Origin of the sequence: Aquirhabdus parva (assembly GCF_003351745.1) — a bacterium.
Taxonomy (GTDB): domain Bacteria; phylum Pseudomonadota; class Gammaproteobacteria; order Pseudomonadales; family Moraxellaceae; genus Aquirhabdus; species Aquirhabdus parva.
Map to the genome: position 1 here is coordinate 2855036 of NZ_CP031222.1, position 18831 is coordinate 2873866.

The following is an 18831-nucleotide window of genomic DNA, read 5'->3' on the forward strand; positions in this document are numbered from 1 at the left end:
GGTTATTGTCATGGACTGATAAATACTTAAGCCATACATAAAAAAAGCCTTTGCAATTACGAAGACTTTTTAGCTTTGATTCAAATGAATAGACTAGAAACAGCTTACCTTTTGTCATAAACCCAAAGATAAGCCTTCTCCTTAAATCGACTGTCTTATTTCTGACTTTGCAATACCGTCGTCTCTTGAGTCACATAACCTGAAGCTGGTAAGGTTCCACTATACGAGTACGCATCAAACGTCTTGACCACCAGCCCAGTATTCACATCCCTCCAAGTCGAGGTGTTATCGATCACGTTTGTCCCTGTACTCGTGGTATAGGTGGTGGTACTGAGGATTTTAAGCGCGCTAAAGGTGCCTGCAGGTACAGTGACACTTTCCACACCAACCACGGCGCCGCTATTGGTGAAGGACTGTGGAATGCCATTGGTGCCGCATTTTTTTGAGTACGTCATATTCCACGTCGCTCCAACTGTGGTCGGAAAAGTCACACCGCCGCCATTTGGTGTAAATGTACAGATACCTGAACCGCCCACAGTTGTTGTGCCGTCAAGAGATTGTTCGGAGAGTTCTTGTCCAGAGCTATTTAGCGTTTCAAGATGGGGGGTGATGCCATACGACACCCCATTAAAAGCAATAGCAACTTTTGTAAAAGGATCAACGATACTTCGCGTAAAACTTGTAGCAGTCGCAGCAGTCACCGTATCGGTATACGACTCATTAATCGTGTTCGATGCATTATCAATAGTGGTCCGCGTCCAAACACGCTGTAAGCCCACGGCGGGGATAACAAATTTATAAGTCGTTGGGGCAATAATCGTATCGTTACTACCCCCACCACAAGCTGCCAATATTGACGTTAAAAGGATTAGACTACTTATTCTTCCTGATTTCATTATCTGTCCATGAGTGATGAGATGCGTAATGCACAGCTAGCATAACACTCCAAAAACATAGCGATTTATCCATTTTCTTCTCACTCACCTTTGCGATACAAAACGATACGTTCAACGAACAATCCAGACCAAATGGATCATATCCCGCCTACCCCATGATCATTTTCTAATCTATACTTTTCAAATAAAAATTTTTTTAATTATTTTTCTCATTCTTTGTCGAAAACAACAAATCTCGTTCGTCATAGTGGTGAGAGTTTAAAAAAGTATCGGTTTATGCGTCGCTCTCTGCACCCTTAGTGCTGCAAAACGCTTAAGCTCAGATCAACAATTTTTAATTTAAGTCGATAAGGAGTAAGGATTATGTCTAGCGTAAAACCCATTCCCGAAGGGATACACACCATCACCCCTCATCTCGTATGCGACGGTGCAGCCGATGCTATCGAGTTTTATAAGAAAGCCTTTAATGCCGTCGAGGTGACCCGCCTTGCAGGTCCGGACAACAAATTGATGCACGCCATGCTGCGCATTGGCGACTCAACCATCATGCTTAATGATGAGTTTAAAGATTGGGGAGTTCTTGGACCCAAAGCAATCGGCGGCACCGCAGTCACCATCCACCTTTATGTCACTGATGTCGATAGCGCCTTTGCACAGGCTGTCGATGCAGGTGCAACCGTAAAAATGCCTGTTGCTGATATGTTTTGGGGAGATCGCTATGGCGTACTGATCGATCCTTTTGGCCACAGTTGGTCGATTGCCACCCACAAGCAAGATTTGACCCCTGAACAAATTATTGAAGGGATGCATCAAATGACACCGGGCGAAGGCTGTAATTAACAACGGATTGGTATGGGCGATAGCACTTTGATTTCTATGTTATCGCTCACTATTCCTTTCATGACACGGAGCGCACCATGCGATTTTTGATTATTCATCAGTTAGACAATCCTTCGGCAGAAGCCATGGCTGCCGAAGCGGCTCTTATCAAAACAATGCTGCGGGATGATCCCGTCGTGGTGCAATCCGATGTCCTGCTCAGCAGTAGTCGCTTGCATCAGCAAATGCCTGCAGCGCGGTTGGAAGTGACCCAAACGCATGCGCCTGTGGTACTCGACCCATGGACAGATACAGCGGAATATACCCGCAGCTTCCTCCAGATCGATGTGCCAGACCATGAGGCGGCACTGGCTTGGGCTCAGCAATGGCCTGCAAGCCATGTGGATAGTGTAGTCGAAGTGCGTGCGGTCGGTTGCCCCGGCGGTGTGCACAGCGTCAGTGGTGATATCCCTGCTGACGCCAAGGCCGATACTGAACACTTTATGGTCATTATCCATGAAGAGAGTCTGCTCAGTGAAGGAACCGTGCCACCGCAGTCAGTGCTGGATGGCATGGAGCGTTACAACATTGAAAGTGTCGAATCCGGCATCTTGCTCGCAGGTCACGGTTTGCATCCCAGTCCTGACGGTGCACGGGTAAAATTTACCGCAGGCAAAGCAAGCGTCATCGATGGTCCGTTTAGTGAAAGCAAAGAGCTGATTGCAGGCTACTGGCTCATCCAGACCAAATCAAAGCAAGAAGCGATCGAATGGGCTAAAAACTACCCCTTCCCCGTATTTAACTCAGCCACGATTTCGGTTCTTCCTGTCGTCGGCTTGGAGCACAAACATGTTTAAAACAATCTTACTCATCGTCGTTGCAGTGATTGTCGCCATCTTGATCTATGCGGCAACACGTCCCGACAGTTTTAGTGTTGAGCGCAGTATCACCATTAAGTCTCCACCTGAAAAAGTCTATGCATTGATTAATGATTTTCACAGTTGGCCCACATGGTCCCCGTGGGAAAAACTTGATCCGACCATGACCCGCCACTACAGCGGTGCAGCGCAGGGGGATGGCACTGTCTATGAATGGATTGGCAATAGCAAAGTCGGTTCAGGACGAATGGAGATCACCAGCAGCGTGCCTGCCAGCAAGATTGTGATCAAGCTGGATTTTCTAAAACCCTTAGAAGCCCATAACACGGCGGAATTTACCCTACAGCCTGCCGGTGACAGCACCACGGTAACTTGGCGTATGTACGGCCCGAATCCCTATGTTGCCAAGCTCATACAAGTGTTTTGCAGCATGGACAAGATGGTCGGCAAAGACTTTGCAACCGGTCTGGCGAATCTTAAAGCCCAAGCTGAAAAATAAATTCATCACTCATATTTTTAATACGGTTTTATAAGGAGTAATACTCATGAGATTCATGCTCATCATGATCCCCAAGGGATACGAAAGTGCCACCCCAGACACCTTGCCCGATGCCGATGCAATCGCGACGATGATGAAATATAACGAAGATCTGCAAAAGGCGGGAATCTTGCTGGCGCTGGAAGGACTCCATCCACCCGCTGCGGGAACACGTGTGTCCTTTGGGAATGGTAAGCCTGTCGTCACCGATGGTCCCTTTGCCGAAGCCAAAGAAAGCGTGGGCGGTTATTGGATTATTCAAGTCAAATCCAAAGAAGAAGCCATAGAGTGGGTCAAGCGCTGCCCCGCTGGTGCGAATGACACGATCGAAATTCGTCAGATCTTTGAGCCAGCTGACTTCTCTGAAGATGTGCAGCAGGCCGTTGAAGAGTTCACTGAACGCTTTGAAAAATCTACCGAGACAACCCCATCATGACCGATATCCGCCGAACGATTGACGCAGTCTGGCGGATCGAATCCGCCAAGCTGATCGCTGTGCTTACCCGCATGGTTCGTGATGTCGGTCTGGCGGAAGAGTTTGCACAGGATGCACTGGTTGCAGCCCTTGAGCATTGGCCACAGACAGGCTTACCTGATGAGCCTGCCGCGTGGCTGATGACCGTTGGCAAACGCCGTGCCCTCGACCATCTACGTCGTCAAAAGCTGATTGATCGCAAGCACGAAGAACTGGGACGCGAGCTGGAATACGAACAACAAAGCATGATCGATCACGACTTTGATACCGCGCTTGAACAAGAGATTGACGAGCGTCAGACGGCCAATATTGATGATGATCTGCTGCGTCTGGTGTTTATTGCCTGTCACCCTGTATTGACCTCTGAAGCGCAAGTCGCGCTGACGCTCAAGCTACTGGGTGGACTGAGCACCGACGAGATTTCACGGGCATTTTTGGTCAGTGAACCGACCATTGCACAGCGCATTGTGCGTGCCAAACGTATTTTGAAAGAAGCTCAAGCCCCCTTTGAGCTCCCCCATAAAGAAGAACTGCGCGCCCGTTTAGCCTCTGTCCTTGCGGTGTTGTATTTGATTTTTAATGAAGGCTATGCCGCAACCAAAGGCGAAGACTGGATGCGTCCAGCGCTCTGTGATGAAGCCTTGCGACTAGGACGCATACTAGCTGAGCTGATGCCGCAAGAACCTGAGGTCCATGGATTGGTTGCGCTGATGGAAATCCAAGCCTCTCGCTTTCATGCCCGCACGAATGCCGCTGGCGTGCCGATTTTATTGATGGATCAGGATCGTAGCCGTTGGGATAAGCTCCTTATCCAGCGTGGCCTTGCGGCATTGAAGCGTGTCGATACCCTCGGGCAAGGCTATGGTCCTTATGCATTGCAAGCGGCTATCGCCAGTTGCCACGCCCGTGCCTATCGTGCGGAGCTCACCGACTGGACGCGGATCAGCGTGCTGTATGATGCTTTGGCAGCACTCTCCCCTTCACCCATCGTTGAGCTCAACCGTGCAGTTGCTGTTTCTATGGCATTCGGCCCCGCTCAAGGGTTGGCATTGGTGGATGAACTCCTCCATGAGCCGACTCTGGCCAAATACCATTTACTCCCCAGCGTACGGGGCGATTTCTTATTCAAGCTAGGACGATTCAGTGAGGCACAGCGTGAGTTTGAACGCGCAGCAACACTGACTCAAAACACCCGTGAACGTGATTTGCTGTTGACCCGTGCCCATAGCTGCATGGATCAGCATCCCGTTACCCTTTACTCTTAAGATGTACAGATCGATATTTCACTCCACAAGGAAGCCGCATCATGATCGACGATCCCGTTATTATTCATACTGAAGCCCAATTAACGGCAGTGATCCACCTCACCATTCCGCGCGAGGACTCCATAACATTCATGGGTCCTGCCATCCATGAAATTCTTGATGTCCTTAAAGAGCAAGGCATCACTCCTGCGGGTGCTTTGTTTTCCCATCACCTTAAAATGCCCACGGAAATCTTTGATTTTGAAATCGGGATTCCAGTCAATACCCCCATCACGGCGGCTAAACGCGTCAAACCCAGTACGCTGCCTGAGACTCGCATCGCCAGTACCACCTATCATGGCGGTTATGAAGGACTCGGGGATGCTTGGGGAGAATTTAAAGCATGGATCAGTACCCAAGAGCTTAAAGAAGCCCCTGATCTCTGGGAAAGCTATGTCTTAGGACCTGAAACCGATCCTGATCCAAAAACATGGCGTACAGTATTGAATCAGCCGTTGGTGGATGAAGCATAGACCCAAGCTTCTAGACAAAAAACCTAGACATATATATCTAGGTTTTTGTCATAATCACTCGTTACTTTCTTACTTTGAGAGCGTTATTCCGATTGGATGATTGGTCGGAGCATTAGTAATAATGTTTTGGAACAAAGGCTTCAATGACCCATCCGTCTGAATGGTATAACCCTCGACGGAACCATAGTTAGTGGTATAGACATATTGGTTTGAAGAGTCAATCACCAGAGCATTTGCTCCCCGAATCGTGACAGTAGACGTTGGTAAAAGTGGCAATGATCCATCGGCCCGCAAGCTAAATTGCCAAATATTAGTATTTCCAAAAGCATAGGCATTTTTGCCTGTTGAGTCGATCGCCATACCATATATAGGATTTGAGTATGTTCCTCCGCTGGGTATCGATGTTAATCCACCTGTTGCGCCGATCGAATAAACCGATACTATACCTGAATGAATTGCGCCTATCACATAAAAGGTATTGGTCACCAGATTAATCGCACTATCATTATTAAAAGTACCTGAAGTTTGCGGGAGTGACAGCGCAGTTAAGGCACCATCAGTAGCAATACTAAATCCATTAATCGCACCATCATTAACACTCTTGATTTGATATGCATAGTGACCCGTCTTATCTATTTTTAAATCGGGATAACCGGATACAGGAACAAAAGGGACTGTCATTGCAGTCAATGTGCCATCATTTTCAATATTAAACTGACTAATTCCAGCGCCACCGCTTGAGCTATTATTTGATACGTAAGCGTGTGTGCCTGTTGAATCAATCTTGATATTTTGATAATCGCCAGAGACATGATAAGCACCTATTAGCGTTGGTACACCCCCGCTCCCGATACGATATGCATTCACGATGCCAATACCGGCGGCATAAATATAAGGTCTAGTGGGGTGACTCGTAATAGCATGAAGCGTGGTACCACTAAATCCTGTCGGTGTTGTTGAAACTGGTGCAGATGAGAAAGCCCCGCTACTATCAATGCCATATTCAATAATGTCAGGACCAGTCAATACATACGCATACTTGGATGTTGGGGTTGGGGTTGGCGTTGGCGTCGGGGTTGGCGTTGGCGTCGGGGTTGGCGTTGGCGTCGGGGTTGGCGTCGGCGTCGGCGTTGGCGTCGGCGTCGGCGTCGGGGTTGGCGTTGGGGTTGGCGTCGGCGTCGGCGTCGACGGGTCATCAGATCCACCACAACCGGACAGAAGTACCGCCGCAATCAAGGTGAGGCTGGCAGACAGTGTGGACATATTATTTTTCATTTTTACACCATTGAGTCAAATCGATAGGGCAATACTGGCATGATCAGAATTTAAGCACAAGATATTTAAATTACCTTTTAAAACGATTTTATGCCCCCAGTTGTCGCAGATATCCTATCTCCAAAAAATAGCCCTGAAGCAAAAAATTTTGTCTCTGATACAGGCACCTAAATCATCCGTAATGAATAATAAAAAACCCCAGACAATAATCTGAGGTTTGATCATGAAAGTGAAATACTATTAAACGATTAAATCAGTGCCAAAGCACTATATCTATCGGAGAATCATTTGATGAGGATGACACCGGATTCTTAAACAGCGACTTCAACGATCCATCGGCTTGAACCGTATAACCAGCAACAGAATCAGTACCCGCGGTATAAAGAAATTTGCTCGATGGATCAATCCCGATAGCTGTCGCTGGAGTGGCTATCGTAACGATAGGATCATCTTTGATCGCACCATCAGCAGCTATACGAAATTGTAAAACATCAATATTATTATAGGCATACGCATTTTTTCCAGCAGGGTCAATAGCCATCCCATGTATGGAATACGCACTCGAATTCCAAGCGCCTATCGGTGAAAGTGCACCTGTTGCATTGATCGAATATGATTTGATCTTCCCACTAAAAAACGTTCCCATTTCATACAGTGTATTAGTCACAGGGTTAATTGCACTATCCAAGGTATAACCAAATCTAACCACGTTGAGGGGGGGCAACGCTGTTAAAGAACCATCTGATCCAATACTAAATCCTAGCAGATCACTATCATTTATACTCTCTAATAAGTACCCAAAACGACCTGATTTATCTATTTTCAAATCAAGAAATGCTGAACTAAGGGATATAGAAGGCACTGGCATCAGGGTACCATCACTTGCGATGTTGAATCGATCAATTTCAGCGCCGAAATGATAGCCATTAGCAGTTGCATAAAGATATTTACCAGAGGCATCTACCTTAAGACTCAAAAGATTACTGTTTGATGTTTTATACGTACCAATCAATACCAATACGCCATTTGTCCCAATACGATAAGCATTAATCACCCCATAGCTTCCTGCATAAACATAAGGACTAGAGGGGTGGGCCGTAATGGCATGAAGTGTTGAACCGCTAAATCCTGTCAATGTTGTCGCAGCAGATGAAAAATTTCCATTACTATCTATGCTGTATTCAATAATTCTAGGACCCGTAAATACAAAAGCATACTTGGAGGTGGGGGAAGTTGGAGTTGGAGTTGGAGTTGGAGTTGGGGTTGGGGTTGGGGTTGGGGTTGGAGTTGGAGTTGGAGTTGGAGTTGGAGTTGGAGTTGGAGTTGGGGTTGGGGTTGGAGTTGGAGTTGGAGTTGGAGTTGGAGTTGGAGTTGGAGTTGGGGTTGGGGTTGGGGTTGGGGTTGGGGTTGGGGTTGGGGTTGGGGTTGGCGTTGGGGTTGGCGTTGGCGTTGGCGTTGGCGTTGGGGTTGGGGTTGGCGTCGGGGTTGGCGTTGGCGTTGGCGTCGGGGTTGGCGTTGGGGTTGGCGTTGGCGTTGGAGTTGGCGTTGGCGTTGGCGTTGGGGTTGGCGTTGGCGTCGGGGTCGACGGGTCATCAGATCCACCACAACCGGATAGAAGTACCGCCGCAATCAAGGTGAGGCTGGCAGACAGTGTGGAAATATTATTTTTCATTTTTACACCATTAAGTCAAATTGATAGGGCGATACTGGCATGATCAAAATTTAATCACAAGTTATTAGAATCCCTATTTTGTAAATATATTCTGATATCAATATGGCTTTAAATAATGCGATATAAAAGTCAAAAATAGCATTGAGTCAACAAATCTTGACGGAAGCATAGGGTCTAACCCACAAAAAAATTCCTCATCAACACTTGCGATGAGGAACGATGGAAAGTACTTAATGAAACGATGCATTAAGCGTGTGAATACTGATCCTGTGCAATGACAGGCTCTTCCACTGCCGCCTCTTGGGCAACATCGGCTTTCACTCCGGTATGCGGATTGGCCGGACGTTTCAGACCCAGATTCTCGCGATAGGTCTTGCCCGTGTACTCGGTACGGAAGAGGCCTCTACGCTGGAGTTCTGGCACCACCAGATCGACAAAGTCTTCAAAACCTGATGGCAATAGCGGAGGTACCACGTTAAAGCCATCAGCCCCTTTTTCCACAAACCATTCTTCAATGGTATCTGCAACTTGTTTGGTTGAACCCACGACTTGGATATGCCCTTTGGCAACGCTAAAGCGCAGCACCAATTGGCGAATCGTCAGATTATCGCGCTTCGCCAGCTCCACCATCTGATGGAAACGACCTTTACCCGTTTCAGGTTCAGGCAGATCCGGTAGCGGACCATCCAGTGGATAGTCTGATAAGTCCACACCCGCCACTTCTACCCCATGACTAAAGTCCACGGCGTTTTGTAGCGCCTCAAACTTGTCACGCGCTTCTTGTTCGCTCGCGGCCACCACTACGGACAATCCTGGGGTGACTTTCAGTTCATCCGGATCACGCCCGTACTTCGCCATACGGCCTTTGACATCGGCATAGTAAGCCTGTGCCACGGCTAACGACTGCGCTGAAGAATAGGTCATCTCGGCGATCTTGGCCGCAAACTCACGACCCACTTCTGAGTTTCCAGCTTGTACAATCACCGGATAACCTTGAATCGGACGTGCGATATCGAGCAAGCCTTCGGTCTTGAAGTATTTGCCGGCTATCTTAACTTCGTGGGCGCTCTTGGGATCAAAGAAAACACCGCGCTCACGATCAGGATGATCATAGGTGTCATCATCCCAACTATTCCACAGCGCCTTGGCAATGCCTAAGAACTCATCCGCACGCTCATAGCGCTCTGCGTGGGTACGTGGCCCTAAACCAAAGTTCTGTGCGGTGGTATCCGAAAAAGAAGACACCACATTCCATCCAGCACGCCCACCGCTAATATGATCAAGGGAGGCGAATTGACGGGCGATGTTATACGGCTCGGTGTAGTTGGTGTTGGCGGTCGCAACCAGCCCGATGTTTTTGGTCACCGCTGCAATGGCTGACAATAAGGTAAACGGTTCAAACTGAAAGCTGCCATTCTGGTGGCTTTGTTTTTCCAGATTTTTGGCACTACGTCCAATAAAGTCGGCTAAAAAGAAGGTATCGAACTTCCCTTTCTCTGCAAGTTGAGCCATCTTAATCCAATAGGCAACGTCAGGTCGGCCGCTATCACGCGAGGATGGGTGGCGCCATGCCGCTGGATGATGACCAAAGCGCATGAAGAAGGCATTCAAGATCAATTGGCGATTGGATGACATAAGAGAGTCCTCTTGTTCTGCATGAAGTTTTTACATGAGCTTGCGACATGTAAAGTGTTGAATGAGTGTGAAATGATTGGCTTTAGAAATCAGCCTGAGACCCATCAAAACGTCTTGGATCGGTCTCAGGCAGCAAATGCGTTATGCAACAGACTTATGTTTTTCTACCGCTTCAAAAGGACGGATATCGATCCATTCCAAGACGTTGACTTGATTTGGGATAAACTTCCAGCGCCATAAGAAATCGGTGAAATCTTGTAGCGCGCGGATTGAGATATCGGACAGATCGGTCTTCAAACGCAGATGCGCATCGTTGCCGTAAGCCTGAGTAATCCAATACTCACTGCTGTTGGTTTCATGCGCGAGGAAACGACGCGTCTCATCGGGATGGGTCCATGCCCACTCTTCGGCACGGATCACTTGGTTGAGCAGACCTACGGTTGAATCAAAATGGTTTTCAATCAGGTTTTGATCCACCGTCAGAGTACGCGGCGTCCCGTTATTGGCACGAATGAGTGGATCAGGGTGGGAACCGGTATCGATCACCGTATGCAGACCAAACTGATAAGCCTGCTCAACGGCATGCGCGCCCTTTAAGAAAATCGCATCGACTTCACCACGTAACAATCCCACAAGCTCCGCATTACGACCACCCGCACGGCGGCTGCCGCCAAACAGTTGAGTTCCTGCGGCTTGTATGGCGGGGCTATCGCTATAGCTGCCATCCACGACATAATCGATCAACTCGACATCAGAAACTTCTAAGCCTTCCAGCTTCAGGGCATTTTCAAGGCCACGGATCGCCTGTGCACGAGCAAAGTCGATTTTTACTTTTTCCCACTTCGGCAGACCAAACTTTTTGCCTTTCAGGTCTTTTGCAGTCTTGATGCCGGAGTCGGGCAAGGTCAAGATTAACTGCACTTCATCCGCCCATGACAGACCGATCACACGGGTTTCACGACCAACCGAACGTGCCCAGATCGCAGGGATGTTGCCACCATGACGAACAGAGTTTTGTAAGGTATGGTCGAAATGCGACTCACGCACCGCTTGATCATTGGATTCGCGCAGGGATTTGATTTCTGTTTTCTGCACGTGGAATGCTTCTTTGAGCCATCCTTTCTGGATGGCGATCCCAAGGCCTGTTGGCACAGGGCAACGGGTATACCACAGGGTGTCTAGTTGTAGAGACTGGCTCACGATATTACTCCTTCATTAGATAGTGTCACCGGCCTTCTGGCTGGCGATTTACCCTGATGGAGCAACTGCTATGCCATATCTACAAGTTACTAATAATATTAATATTATTTAAATTTAGCCTTGGATATATGGTCAAAACTGTTGGATAGCCAACATCACAAATCAATCAGGTGTGGGGAAAGAAACAGCTCAGCAGCAGAACAGATACAACGTGACGGTCAACATGAAAGAACAGCTATGGCGTTAAATCACACTGCTCGAATCGGCCAATAGCCCATGGCGTTTGAGCATGGTTCGCATCACATTACGAGTCACCCCAAGTAGTGCAGCACTATGCACTTGGTTCTGGCGGGTATATTGAAAAACCTCCTGAACCACCAAACGCTCAAGGCTATCAAATAAATTTGGCGACGCCTTTTCAAACTCAATCTTCAGCGAGTGCGCGATCTGTGCAAAGGGATCAGCAGCGGAATCCAAAGGTGCTTGAGTTGGTGTCGAGAGTGGCGTATTCCAGTGACTCACGACCTGATTGGCATCTCCCCATCCCCCCTTCACCTTCAAATGCTCAGGTCGAACCTCTGAGGTCTCTGCAACCAATAATGCAAAATGAATGACGTTCTCTAGCTCGCGGATATTGCCCGGCCATGCATATGACAACAACGCTTCGCGCGCATCACTGGTGAGATGGGCGGTGCCGATGTTCATCCGTTTGCTGTATTGTTTGATGAAGTGATTCGCCAGTGGCAGGATGTCACCCGGTCGTTCACGCAGCGGTGGTAGGTGTACTTGGGCGATGTTGATGCGATACAACAAGTCACGTCTGAAATGTCCGGCATTCACAGCGGCATCCAAATCAACGTTGGTGGCAGCCACAAAACGTACATCCACAGGAATCGGTTTACGAGAGCCGATACGCACCACTTCTCGTTCTTGCAGGACGCGGAGCAGTTTGACTTGCAAATGTAGCGGTAGGTCGCCAATTTCGTCCAGAAATAAGGTGCCGCCTTGTGCAGCTTCAAACCAGCCTTCACGGCGACCCGTTGCGCCGGTAAAGGAACCGGCTTCATGACCAAACAATTCACTCTCGGCCAGTTGATCGTTAATCGCGCCGCAATTAACGGCTAGGAATGGTCCTTTGCGTCCACTGAGTTGATGGATGTGACGAGCGACCAGTTCTTTACCTGTACCCGTTTCGCCGATGATCATGACGGGAGCTTCGCTGGGTGCGAGGCGCTCAATCAACGTCAGCAGACGACAAGACACTGGATCGGTAAACACCAAGGCCTTAGCACGGATGCTCAGCGGCTGGGCATTGGTGCCTTCAAGCGATAGGACGATGGGTCGGTGCCAAACTTCATCTCTCATCAGGGTATCCATTAAGTTAAGGTCAACATTCAGGTCAGACCACATAGGAAAACATCGAATTATTGAAATATAGTAATCCATCACTGCCCATCAACTTATATGGATTGCTGGCTTAGATATCGCGGTAGTTTCTATTCGATGGCTCTCACGTTCATCTGCTGAAAACTCAACAAAGCACTGTTACATCCTCAACAATTCATCCTGTTTTTTGTTATCGATCTTCGACAAAATATTGACCAATCCAAATATAAACCATTAATAATATTTAATTAATTTTATTTTATATGCAATTGGCATAAAAGCTGCCCTACCTAAGCCGAAATACGCATATGCGTACATGAATTAGGGGAGTTTTTATGCAGTTTCAACAGAAGCCTCTTGCGAGGCTGATTTTTCAAGTATTATTTGGCGGGGTTTCGCTGGTCGGTGTTGCACACGGTGCAGAGACTGAGTCTGTCAGCACCGCCGCTCAAACCACAGGGACGGCACAATCCGCCGCAGTAGCACAGGCAGCTTCCGCAAAAAGCGATGACAGTACTGCCGATGCAAAACCTAATCAGCTGAATTCCGTGGTGGTGACTGCCAACCGCCGTAAAGAGCGGGTGCAGAAAGTACCTTCCGCAGTCAGTGTGATTAGTGGCAAAGACCTGATTGACAGTGGCGTTGGAAAAACCGCAGGTGAAATCGTTCAATCCATCCCCAATGCCTCTGCAGCAACCAGTGGCGGACACACGCGTCCACGCTGGTGGATCCGCGGTGTGGGAACGGGCACGCAAGGACTTGATTCGCCAAGCCCTGTCGCCATTTATCAAGATGATGTTTACTTAAACAATGCTGCAGCCACTGGCTTTCCGCTCTTTGATCAAGACCGTGTTGAAGTACTGCGCGGTCCGCAAGGTACGCTGTGGGGTAAGAATACGACCGGGGGTGCGGTTAACTTCCTGTCTAAACGTCCTTCATTTGATAATAACGGCTACGCCAAACTCGACTATGGCAGCTTCAATGACAAGACGATTCAAGCTGCTTATGGCGGAAGTATCATTGATGACACCTTGGCCTCCAGAGCATCGTTCTATCGTGAAAGTCGGGATGGCACCGATCGCAATGGTTACTCAGGACAAAAAGATGGTGGCTTTACTGATACCGCAGGTCGTATCCAGTTCCTTGCCCACCTGACTGATGACACGGAAGCATTACTCAACTTACACTTCCGTGATTACACCACCGATGGCACCACCGCCACTGTGATCGGCAGTGGCAAAAACGGTGCCTACTGGACGACAGGGATTCCTACACCTTACATCCCAGCGACTGGCTCGGATGATGTCAACGCCAACACCGATGCCACCAATACGATTCATCAAGAAGGTGCTAGCCTGAATCTCAAGTCACAGTTGGGTCGTTTGGAGCTCACCTCGATCACCGCCTTTGAGAAATACACCAACGAATCACTCACCGATGGCGATAACACTCCGCTTGAGTTATCTCGTACACATACCGATGCCAGCAGTCATCAATTCACTCAAGAATTCCGCCTCGCCTCACCGAAATCGGATCAACTCAGTTGGGTCGTTGGCACGCACTATTTTAGCGAAGGTATAGATTCCGATATCGCCGCTGCGACCCTACCTGTCAGCAGTAAACCGAGCAATCGTGCGACCGCCTACAACGATGTCGTCTTTAACCAAAGCACCGACAGCTATGCGGTCTTCGGCAGCACCACCTATAAATTCAATGAGCAATTCTGGCTGACTGGCGGTCTACGCTGGTCGACTGAAAAGAAAGATATTGATCTAACACGCTGGACTAACCCTGCCGCATCACCCGCACAATTTGGCAATCTACCGAGTTGGTGGTTACGCTCCGCAGTCAGTTCACCGCTGGTGATTAATGCCACCCAAGACGCGTCCAACAGTTGGAGTGATTGGACCTATGATCTAACGCCTGAATATCACTTCTCGGATACTGCGCGCATCTACGCCAAAGTAGCTACCGGTTTCCGTGGCGGCGGTTATAACAGCGCACCAACCTCACAAGCGGGTGTCAACGTCCTCAGTCCTGAACACCTACTCTCCTATGAGTTAGGCTTTAAATCAGAGCTGCTGGATGGCCGAGTGAACCTGAATGCCAACGTCTTTACCTATGACTACAAAGACATGCAGATCAATGCCGTGATCCCTTCCCCAACAGGCGCCTTGTCACAGCTTCGTAATGCCGCGCGCGGAAAAGCCAAAGGGGCAGAGCTGGAAGTTGAAGCATTGCCAATCCAAAACTGGCATCTCAAAGCCAATCTGGGCTGGCTGGACACGCGCTTTAAAGACTTCAAAGATGCCAGCGGTGACTACTCAGGCAATAAGTTTGTCCGCTCACCAGAGTGGACCAGCAGCCTCTCCTCTGAATACGACATTCCACTCGGCAATGGCTCTAAAATTAAACTGGCGGGTGATGCGCGCTATCAAAGTAAATTTTACTTCTATGCCAATAACCAAACCGATCCCAACCTCGCTCAGAATGCTTATGTGTTAGGTAATGCACGGATCTCGTTTATTCCCGCAAACAACAAGTTTACGCTGACTGCTTATGTCAACAACGTGACCGACAAGCAATACAAACAGCACACTTTGCCGGGCACCAGCGGTGCAACAGGCTCTACGGTCTGGTGGGGTGACCCGCGTACTTTTGGGGTGTCGGCTACGACCAAGTTTTAAGCGCGTTTGAGTATCGACAAAAGCCTCGAGAATCTCGGGGCTTTTTATCGATTGCATCGCCTCTAATAGAGTACCTATTGTTTAATCAATCGAGATAGAGGAGTATAGAAGAAGTAAATACTGGAGCTATATCATGTCTGATCGCCCTTACATTCCAATATTACTTGTCTCATCAGTCATAATGCTATTTGCTACGATAGGTAATGTATTAGTGTCCAAAATCGTGCCGCCTCTTGAAGCTTTTCGTTTACTCACTGTAGGCTTATTCTTCGGCATGACCTGCATGATGTGGGATCAAGAAAGAAAAAGAAAAAAACAAATGTCTATGGAAGACGATGATGCTCGGCTGGGATAATTCTGGAAAACACGCTTTTAAATGATTTCCAGCGTATAGAGTAGTTATCATTGTCTTCTGGCATTGTACAAATCGTATGAATGTGATCAGGTAAAAAGATCATCGCGTCAATCAGGATAGGATATTTTGAAATCATTTGTCGATGGGTTGCTATAGGCTTAACTCTATGGATTCGACTTTATCAGATGCTGTTGATGGGTTAAAACCCACCCTATGCCTTCTACTCAGATGTAAAAACCTACAAGGTATCTTGACTTAACGACAACTGAGTGACATATTCAGTTAAATATTTATAATTCACAAAAGTGTCTTATACGTCACACTTTGGTATTTTTTGAGTCAATGGTGACACATTAGAGTAGTTGGAGTTTTGAGAGTAAGTGATCTTCGGAAGTGCCGGACAACGGTAACATCTGGGGACGCGGCCACAAGAGTGATTATAGAAACTCTCAAGGAAGAGCAACATCTTCAAGAAGAAATGCCAGGCTACGCCTAGAGTATTCATAAATAATAAAGAACGACCAGAACAATAAGGGGAACTTTTTTGCTCACAAACATTTTTTACAGATCGCTGTTCGCTGGTGTTTTAGCTTTCAGCCTGACTTCTTGTGCGACGCTTCCACTGAAAGCACCTCTGGAAGATCGCTACGTAAACTTGGTTAATGAAGACCAACTTAATCAATCACGAACCCATATTGAGAACGCGAAGAGCAAGGTTCTGGCAGTCGTTTTCTCGAAGAACACGGTGAACTCTCTCACTTACAACGCCACTCTAAGGGAGCGGTTCAGCACCGTAATCGGCAGCATGAGTCTTAACCCAGATGAAATTGCGGAGGACCGTGAAATCGTCCTTTCGGAACAAGGGTTGATGGGCGCGCTCTTCCTTCCACTGAAGACCGTGTTTAAGGAAGTTCGTATCGTTAAAAGCATCCCAGAGGGCTTCGAGGGCGGTGCAGATTATGTCGGCGTCATGGATCTAGATCTCAACTTCATTAACCTAGACAGTAAATTCACCCCTTCTTCCATCATTCACAATGATCACACCGCGAATTGTTCGATCATCTTTATTGATCCCAATCTGGTAGCGGGCCCCGACGTGATTGCGAATGTAAAGCACAGGCAGGAGACGACTCCTAAGTTTGCAGGTGCCAACAACCGTGACTTTATGTACGCCGTGAAGATTGCGCGGACCAAATTGGTCAAAAGCTTTGCTGCGCAAGTAAAGACGGCTGTATCCCCGTAGAACTTTCGCTTCTGCAATCAAGACCCGACTAAAACTAGGGAGATTGAGTTGATTCCAAAATCTTATTCAGTCGGCGCTGTTTTCAGTTTCGGCTTGATGTGGCTCTCAGTCACGGCGTCATTCGGAATAGAAAGCGTGCTTGATAATCCGTCTTGCAGGGAAACATTGTCCGCCGATGAGGCGAATAAATTACGAATCTGTATGTCACGTAGCAATACCTGTGCAAAGTACTGGCCAAATTCATCGGCTGATCTGCAGGACTGCGGAAAGACAACAGCCTGGATTCGTGCTGCCATGCAGTGGCCTGAGAATCTCCAAAGAGAACTCTTCGGGACCACCATTTCTAACGCCCCTGAACCTGCTTGGAAGCAGCTAAAACGGATGGAGATTGAGGGTGCCTCACCACAATTTGATCTTTCAAAGCCGGCCAAAGCGAATCCATACTCAAAAACAACACAAGCGATCACGCCAGAAGCCGCTAAGGCAGCAGGTTTTAATCCGAGCATCCTTATTGGAATCATTCAGACGACAGGTCAAGTCATGCAGGACAAAGCCGCTCTGCAAGACCCTGAAGGATCTGCTGCGGCGAAGGACGTTCTGAAAACGGTAGGACTAGAGGACTACGCAGCGTCTGATCACGCTATACAAGATGGGCGGCAACGTGCCGCGCGTGCTGAAATGGAGAGGCAACGTGTGGCCGCCGAACAAGCGGCTCGCTTCAAGACAGCTCCCATCCCATCGCCGCCACGCTCCGTCACTACTACCTCTGAGCGCCCATATTCCACGGCTCAGACCATGCAGAGCTTAGAAAGCCTTGAAGAGCGGAAGCAACGCGCCGAAATTGATCGTCAGCAAGCACTGCGGAGCATGGGGCTACCGGTAACCTCCAGCAACGATCGGGTGGCGCCGAAAATCGGCGCATCGCCCGTGCAGACCACGAGCAGCTCGCGCGCTGGAGGTTTCGTGACGGCGAGTCCAATGCCGCCACCAGAACCACTAAAACCGCTGCCACCGCGGGTGTCTCCCGCTGCCCCATCTATTGAGCAGCGCTGGGCAACACCAGCGGATCGCCGCGCCGTGCCGACATCTGCAGACCTGCATTACCCGTTCGGGGTCGCACCGCCTCCCCCCATACTGCCGTCCAGCCTCAATCAGCAATCAACTGTGCGACCGCCATCGAACGTTCACAGCGGGTCCCAACTCGACTTGGGCAACTCCCAGTCGAACGAAGATCTTAGCTCGACCGAGCCTAGCGGCAACGAGAGCTCCGAATACTTACAAGCCATGCAGGAGCGCCAGCGGCTGGCGGATGAGGAACGCCGTCATGTCGCACAACGGAACGCCGAACGCGAGCTTGAACGTGAGCAGCAGAGCTCCTGCCGAACAGCACTCGCTCAAGTTCACACTGACATGAGCGATGCCTCAAGTCGTTGGACTGGCGCCCTGCAGTCTTTAAGCGGCACGCTCTGGTGGACGACCCGCCTGATCGACACGACCCGGGCCCAATGCGTGGGTGTGGAACCCGAATACTCCCAACTCCAAGAGCTTGTAAACGCGGCTGCACAAGCGAGGGCTGGTTGCGAACAGCTTACCGCTGGCGGCGGCGACTGTGTGCCCCATCCCTACTAACACGCGTAGATACCGTCTTGGCTGTCAACATCACTCAAGCTAATTTTGATTGATGATCGGCGTTGCCAAACCGCACGTTCTCCTTTCTTTATGTGACTTATAGAACGTTGTGATTGAGGCTCGGCTGGGATAATTCTGGAAAACACGCTTTTAAATAATTTTCAGCGTATAGAGTAGTTATCATCGTCTTCTGGGTGTCCAAATCGCATGAATGTGATCAGGTAAAAAGACCATCACGTCAATCTGGATCGGATATTTTGAAACCATTTGTCGATGGGCTTGGCGTAACTCATCGACATGCTGTGTGAGCAAACTTGACTGGCGACCTAATATATTAACCGTGAAAAAATAACTCCCTCCCAGTAT

General features: G+C 48.7%; 16 protein-coding genes. 10 read left to right on the forward strand and 6 right to left on the reverse strand.

What is annotated here, in order from left to right:
- Window positions 1-155: 155 nt before the first annotated feature.
- Window positions 156-896, reverse strand: a complete 741-nt coding sequence (locus HYN46_RS12805; protein ID WP_162818196.1) for a hypothetical protein — start codon at window positions 894-896, stop codon at window positions 156-158.
- 363 nt (window positions 897-1259) lie between these two features.
- Between HYN46_RS12805 and HYN46_RS12810 the strand changes: the two genes are divergently transcribed.
- The 6 genes from HYN46_RS12810 (at window position 1260) to HYN46_RS12835 (ending at window position 5383) form a co-directional block, all read left to right on the forward strand.
- Complete coding sequence (locus HYN46_RS12810) at window positions 1260-1736, forward strand: VOC family protein (protein WP_210009179.1); 477 nt, start codon at window positions 1260-1262, stop codon at window positions 1734-1736.
- Between the two features lie 77 nt (window positions 1737-1813).
- Entirely contained in the window at window positions 1814-2572 is a 759-nt protein-coding gene (locus HYN46_RS12815; RefSeq protein WP_114899742.1) for a YciI family protein, read from the forward strand.
- Window positions 2565-3092, forward strand: coding sequence for an SRPBCC family protein (locus HYN46_RS12820; protein WP_114899743.1), 528 nt, complete (start codon window positions 2565-2567; stop codon window positions 3090-3092). The genes HYN46_RS12815 and HYN46_RS12820 overlap by 8 nt, the downstream gene beginning before the upstream one ends.
- 46 nt (window positions 3093-3138) lie before the next feature.
- Window positions 3139-3567 carry a YciI family protein gene (locus tag HYN46_RS12825; RefSeq protein WP_114899744.1) on the forward strand — a complete coding sequence of 143 codons (429 nt, stop codon included), beginning with the start codon at window positions 3139-3141 and terminating at the stop codon, window positions 3565-3567.
- Window positions 3564-4871, forward strand: a complete 1308-nt coding sequence (locus HYN46_RS12830) for an RNA polymerase sigma factor (protein WP_114899745.1) — start codon at window positions 3564-3566, stop codon at window positions 4869-4871. Before HYN46_RS12825 ends, HYN46_RS12830 begins: the two co-directional genes overlap by 4 nt.
- A 41-nt stretch (window positions 4872-4912) precedes the next feature.
- Entirely contained in the window at window positions 4913-5383 is a 471-nt protein-coding gene (locus tag HYN46_RS12835) for a GyrI-like domain-containing protein (RefSeq protein WP_114899746.1), read from the forward strand.
- A gap of 69 nt (window positions 5384-5452) precedes the next feature.
- Here the strand turns inward: HYN46_RS12835 and HYN46_RS17425 are convergent, their stop codons facing one another.
- The 5 genes from HYN46_RS17425 to HYN46_RS12860 all read right to left on the reverse strand — a co-directional run bounded on the left by HYN46_RS17425 (window position 5453) and on the right by HYN46_RS12860 (window position 12530).
- A complete protein-coding gene (locus tag HYN46_RS17425) occupies window positions 5453-6658 on the reverse strand; it encodes a beta-propeller fold lactonase family protein (protein WP_210009181.1) in 1206 nt (401 codons plus the stop codon).
- 253 nt (window positions 6659-6911) lie between these two features.
- Entirely contained in the window at window positions 6912-8330 is a 1419-nt protein-coding gene (locus HYN46_RS17430; RefSeq protein WP_210009183.1) for a lactonase family protein, read from the reverse strand.
- A gap of 246 nt (window positions 8331-8576) precedes the next feature.
- The gene (locus tag HYN46_RS12850) at window positions 8577-9965 is read right to left on the reverse strand and encodes an LLM class flavin-dependent oxidoreductase (RefSeq protein WP_114899747.1); all 1389 of its coding nucleotides are present in this window, start codon (window positions 9963-9965) and stop codon (window positions 8577-8579) included.
- A gap of 141 nt (window positions 9966-10106) precedes the next feature.
- A complete protein-coding gene (locus HYN46_RS12855) occupies window positions 10107-11165 on the reverse strand; it encodes an ABC transporter substrate-binding protein (RefSeq protein ID WP_114899748.1) in 1059 nt (352 codons plus the stop codon).
- Window positions 11166-11408: 243 nt separating this feature from the next.
- On the reverse strand, window positions 11409-12530 hold the full coding sequence (locus HYN46_RS12860; RefSeq protein ID WP_114900764.1) for a sigma-54 interaction domain-containing protein: 1122 nt from the start codon (window positions 12528-12530) through the stop codon (window positions 11409-11411).
- Between the two features lie 356 nt (window positions 12531-12886).
- Here HYN46_RS12860 and HYN46_RS12865 point away from each other — a divergent pair, with 356 nt between their 5' ends.
- The 4 genes from HYN46_RS12865 to HYN46_RS12885 all read left to right on the forward strand — a co-directional run bounded on the left by HYN46_RS12865 (window position 12887) and on the right by HYN46_RS12885 (window position 18465).
- Complete coding sequence (locus HYN46_RS12865; RefSeq protein ID WP_114899749.1) at window positions 12887-15238, forward strand: TonB-dependent receptor; 2352 nt, start codon at window positions 12887-12889, stop codon at window positions 15236-15238.
- Window positions 15239-15371: 133 nt separating this feature from the next.
- Window positions 15372-15593, forward strand: coding sequence for a hypothetical protein (locus tag HYN46_RS12870; RefSeq protein ID WP_114899750.1), 222 nt, complete (start codon window positions 15372-15374; stop codon window positions 15591-15593).
- Window positions 15594-16137: 544 nt separating this feature from the next.
- A complete protein-coding gene (locus HYN46_RS12875; RefSeq protein WP_114899751.1) occupies window positions 16138-16836 on the forward strand; it encodes a hypothetical protein in 699 nt (232 codons plus the stop codon).
- 48 nt (window positions 16837-16884) lie between these two features.
- On the forward strand, window positions 16885-18465 hold the full coding sequence (locus HYN46_RS12885) for a hypothetical protein (RefSeq protein ID WP_162818197.1): 1581 nt from the start codon (window positions 16885-16887) through the stop codon (window positions 18463-18465).
- The last annotated feature ends 366 nt before the right edge of the window (window positions 18466-18831 follow it).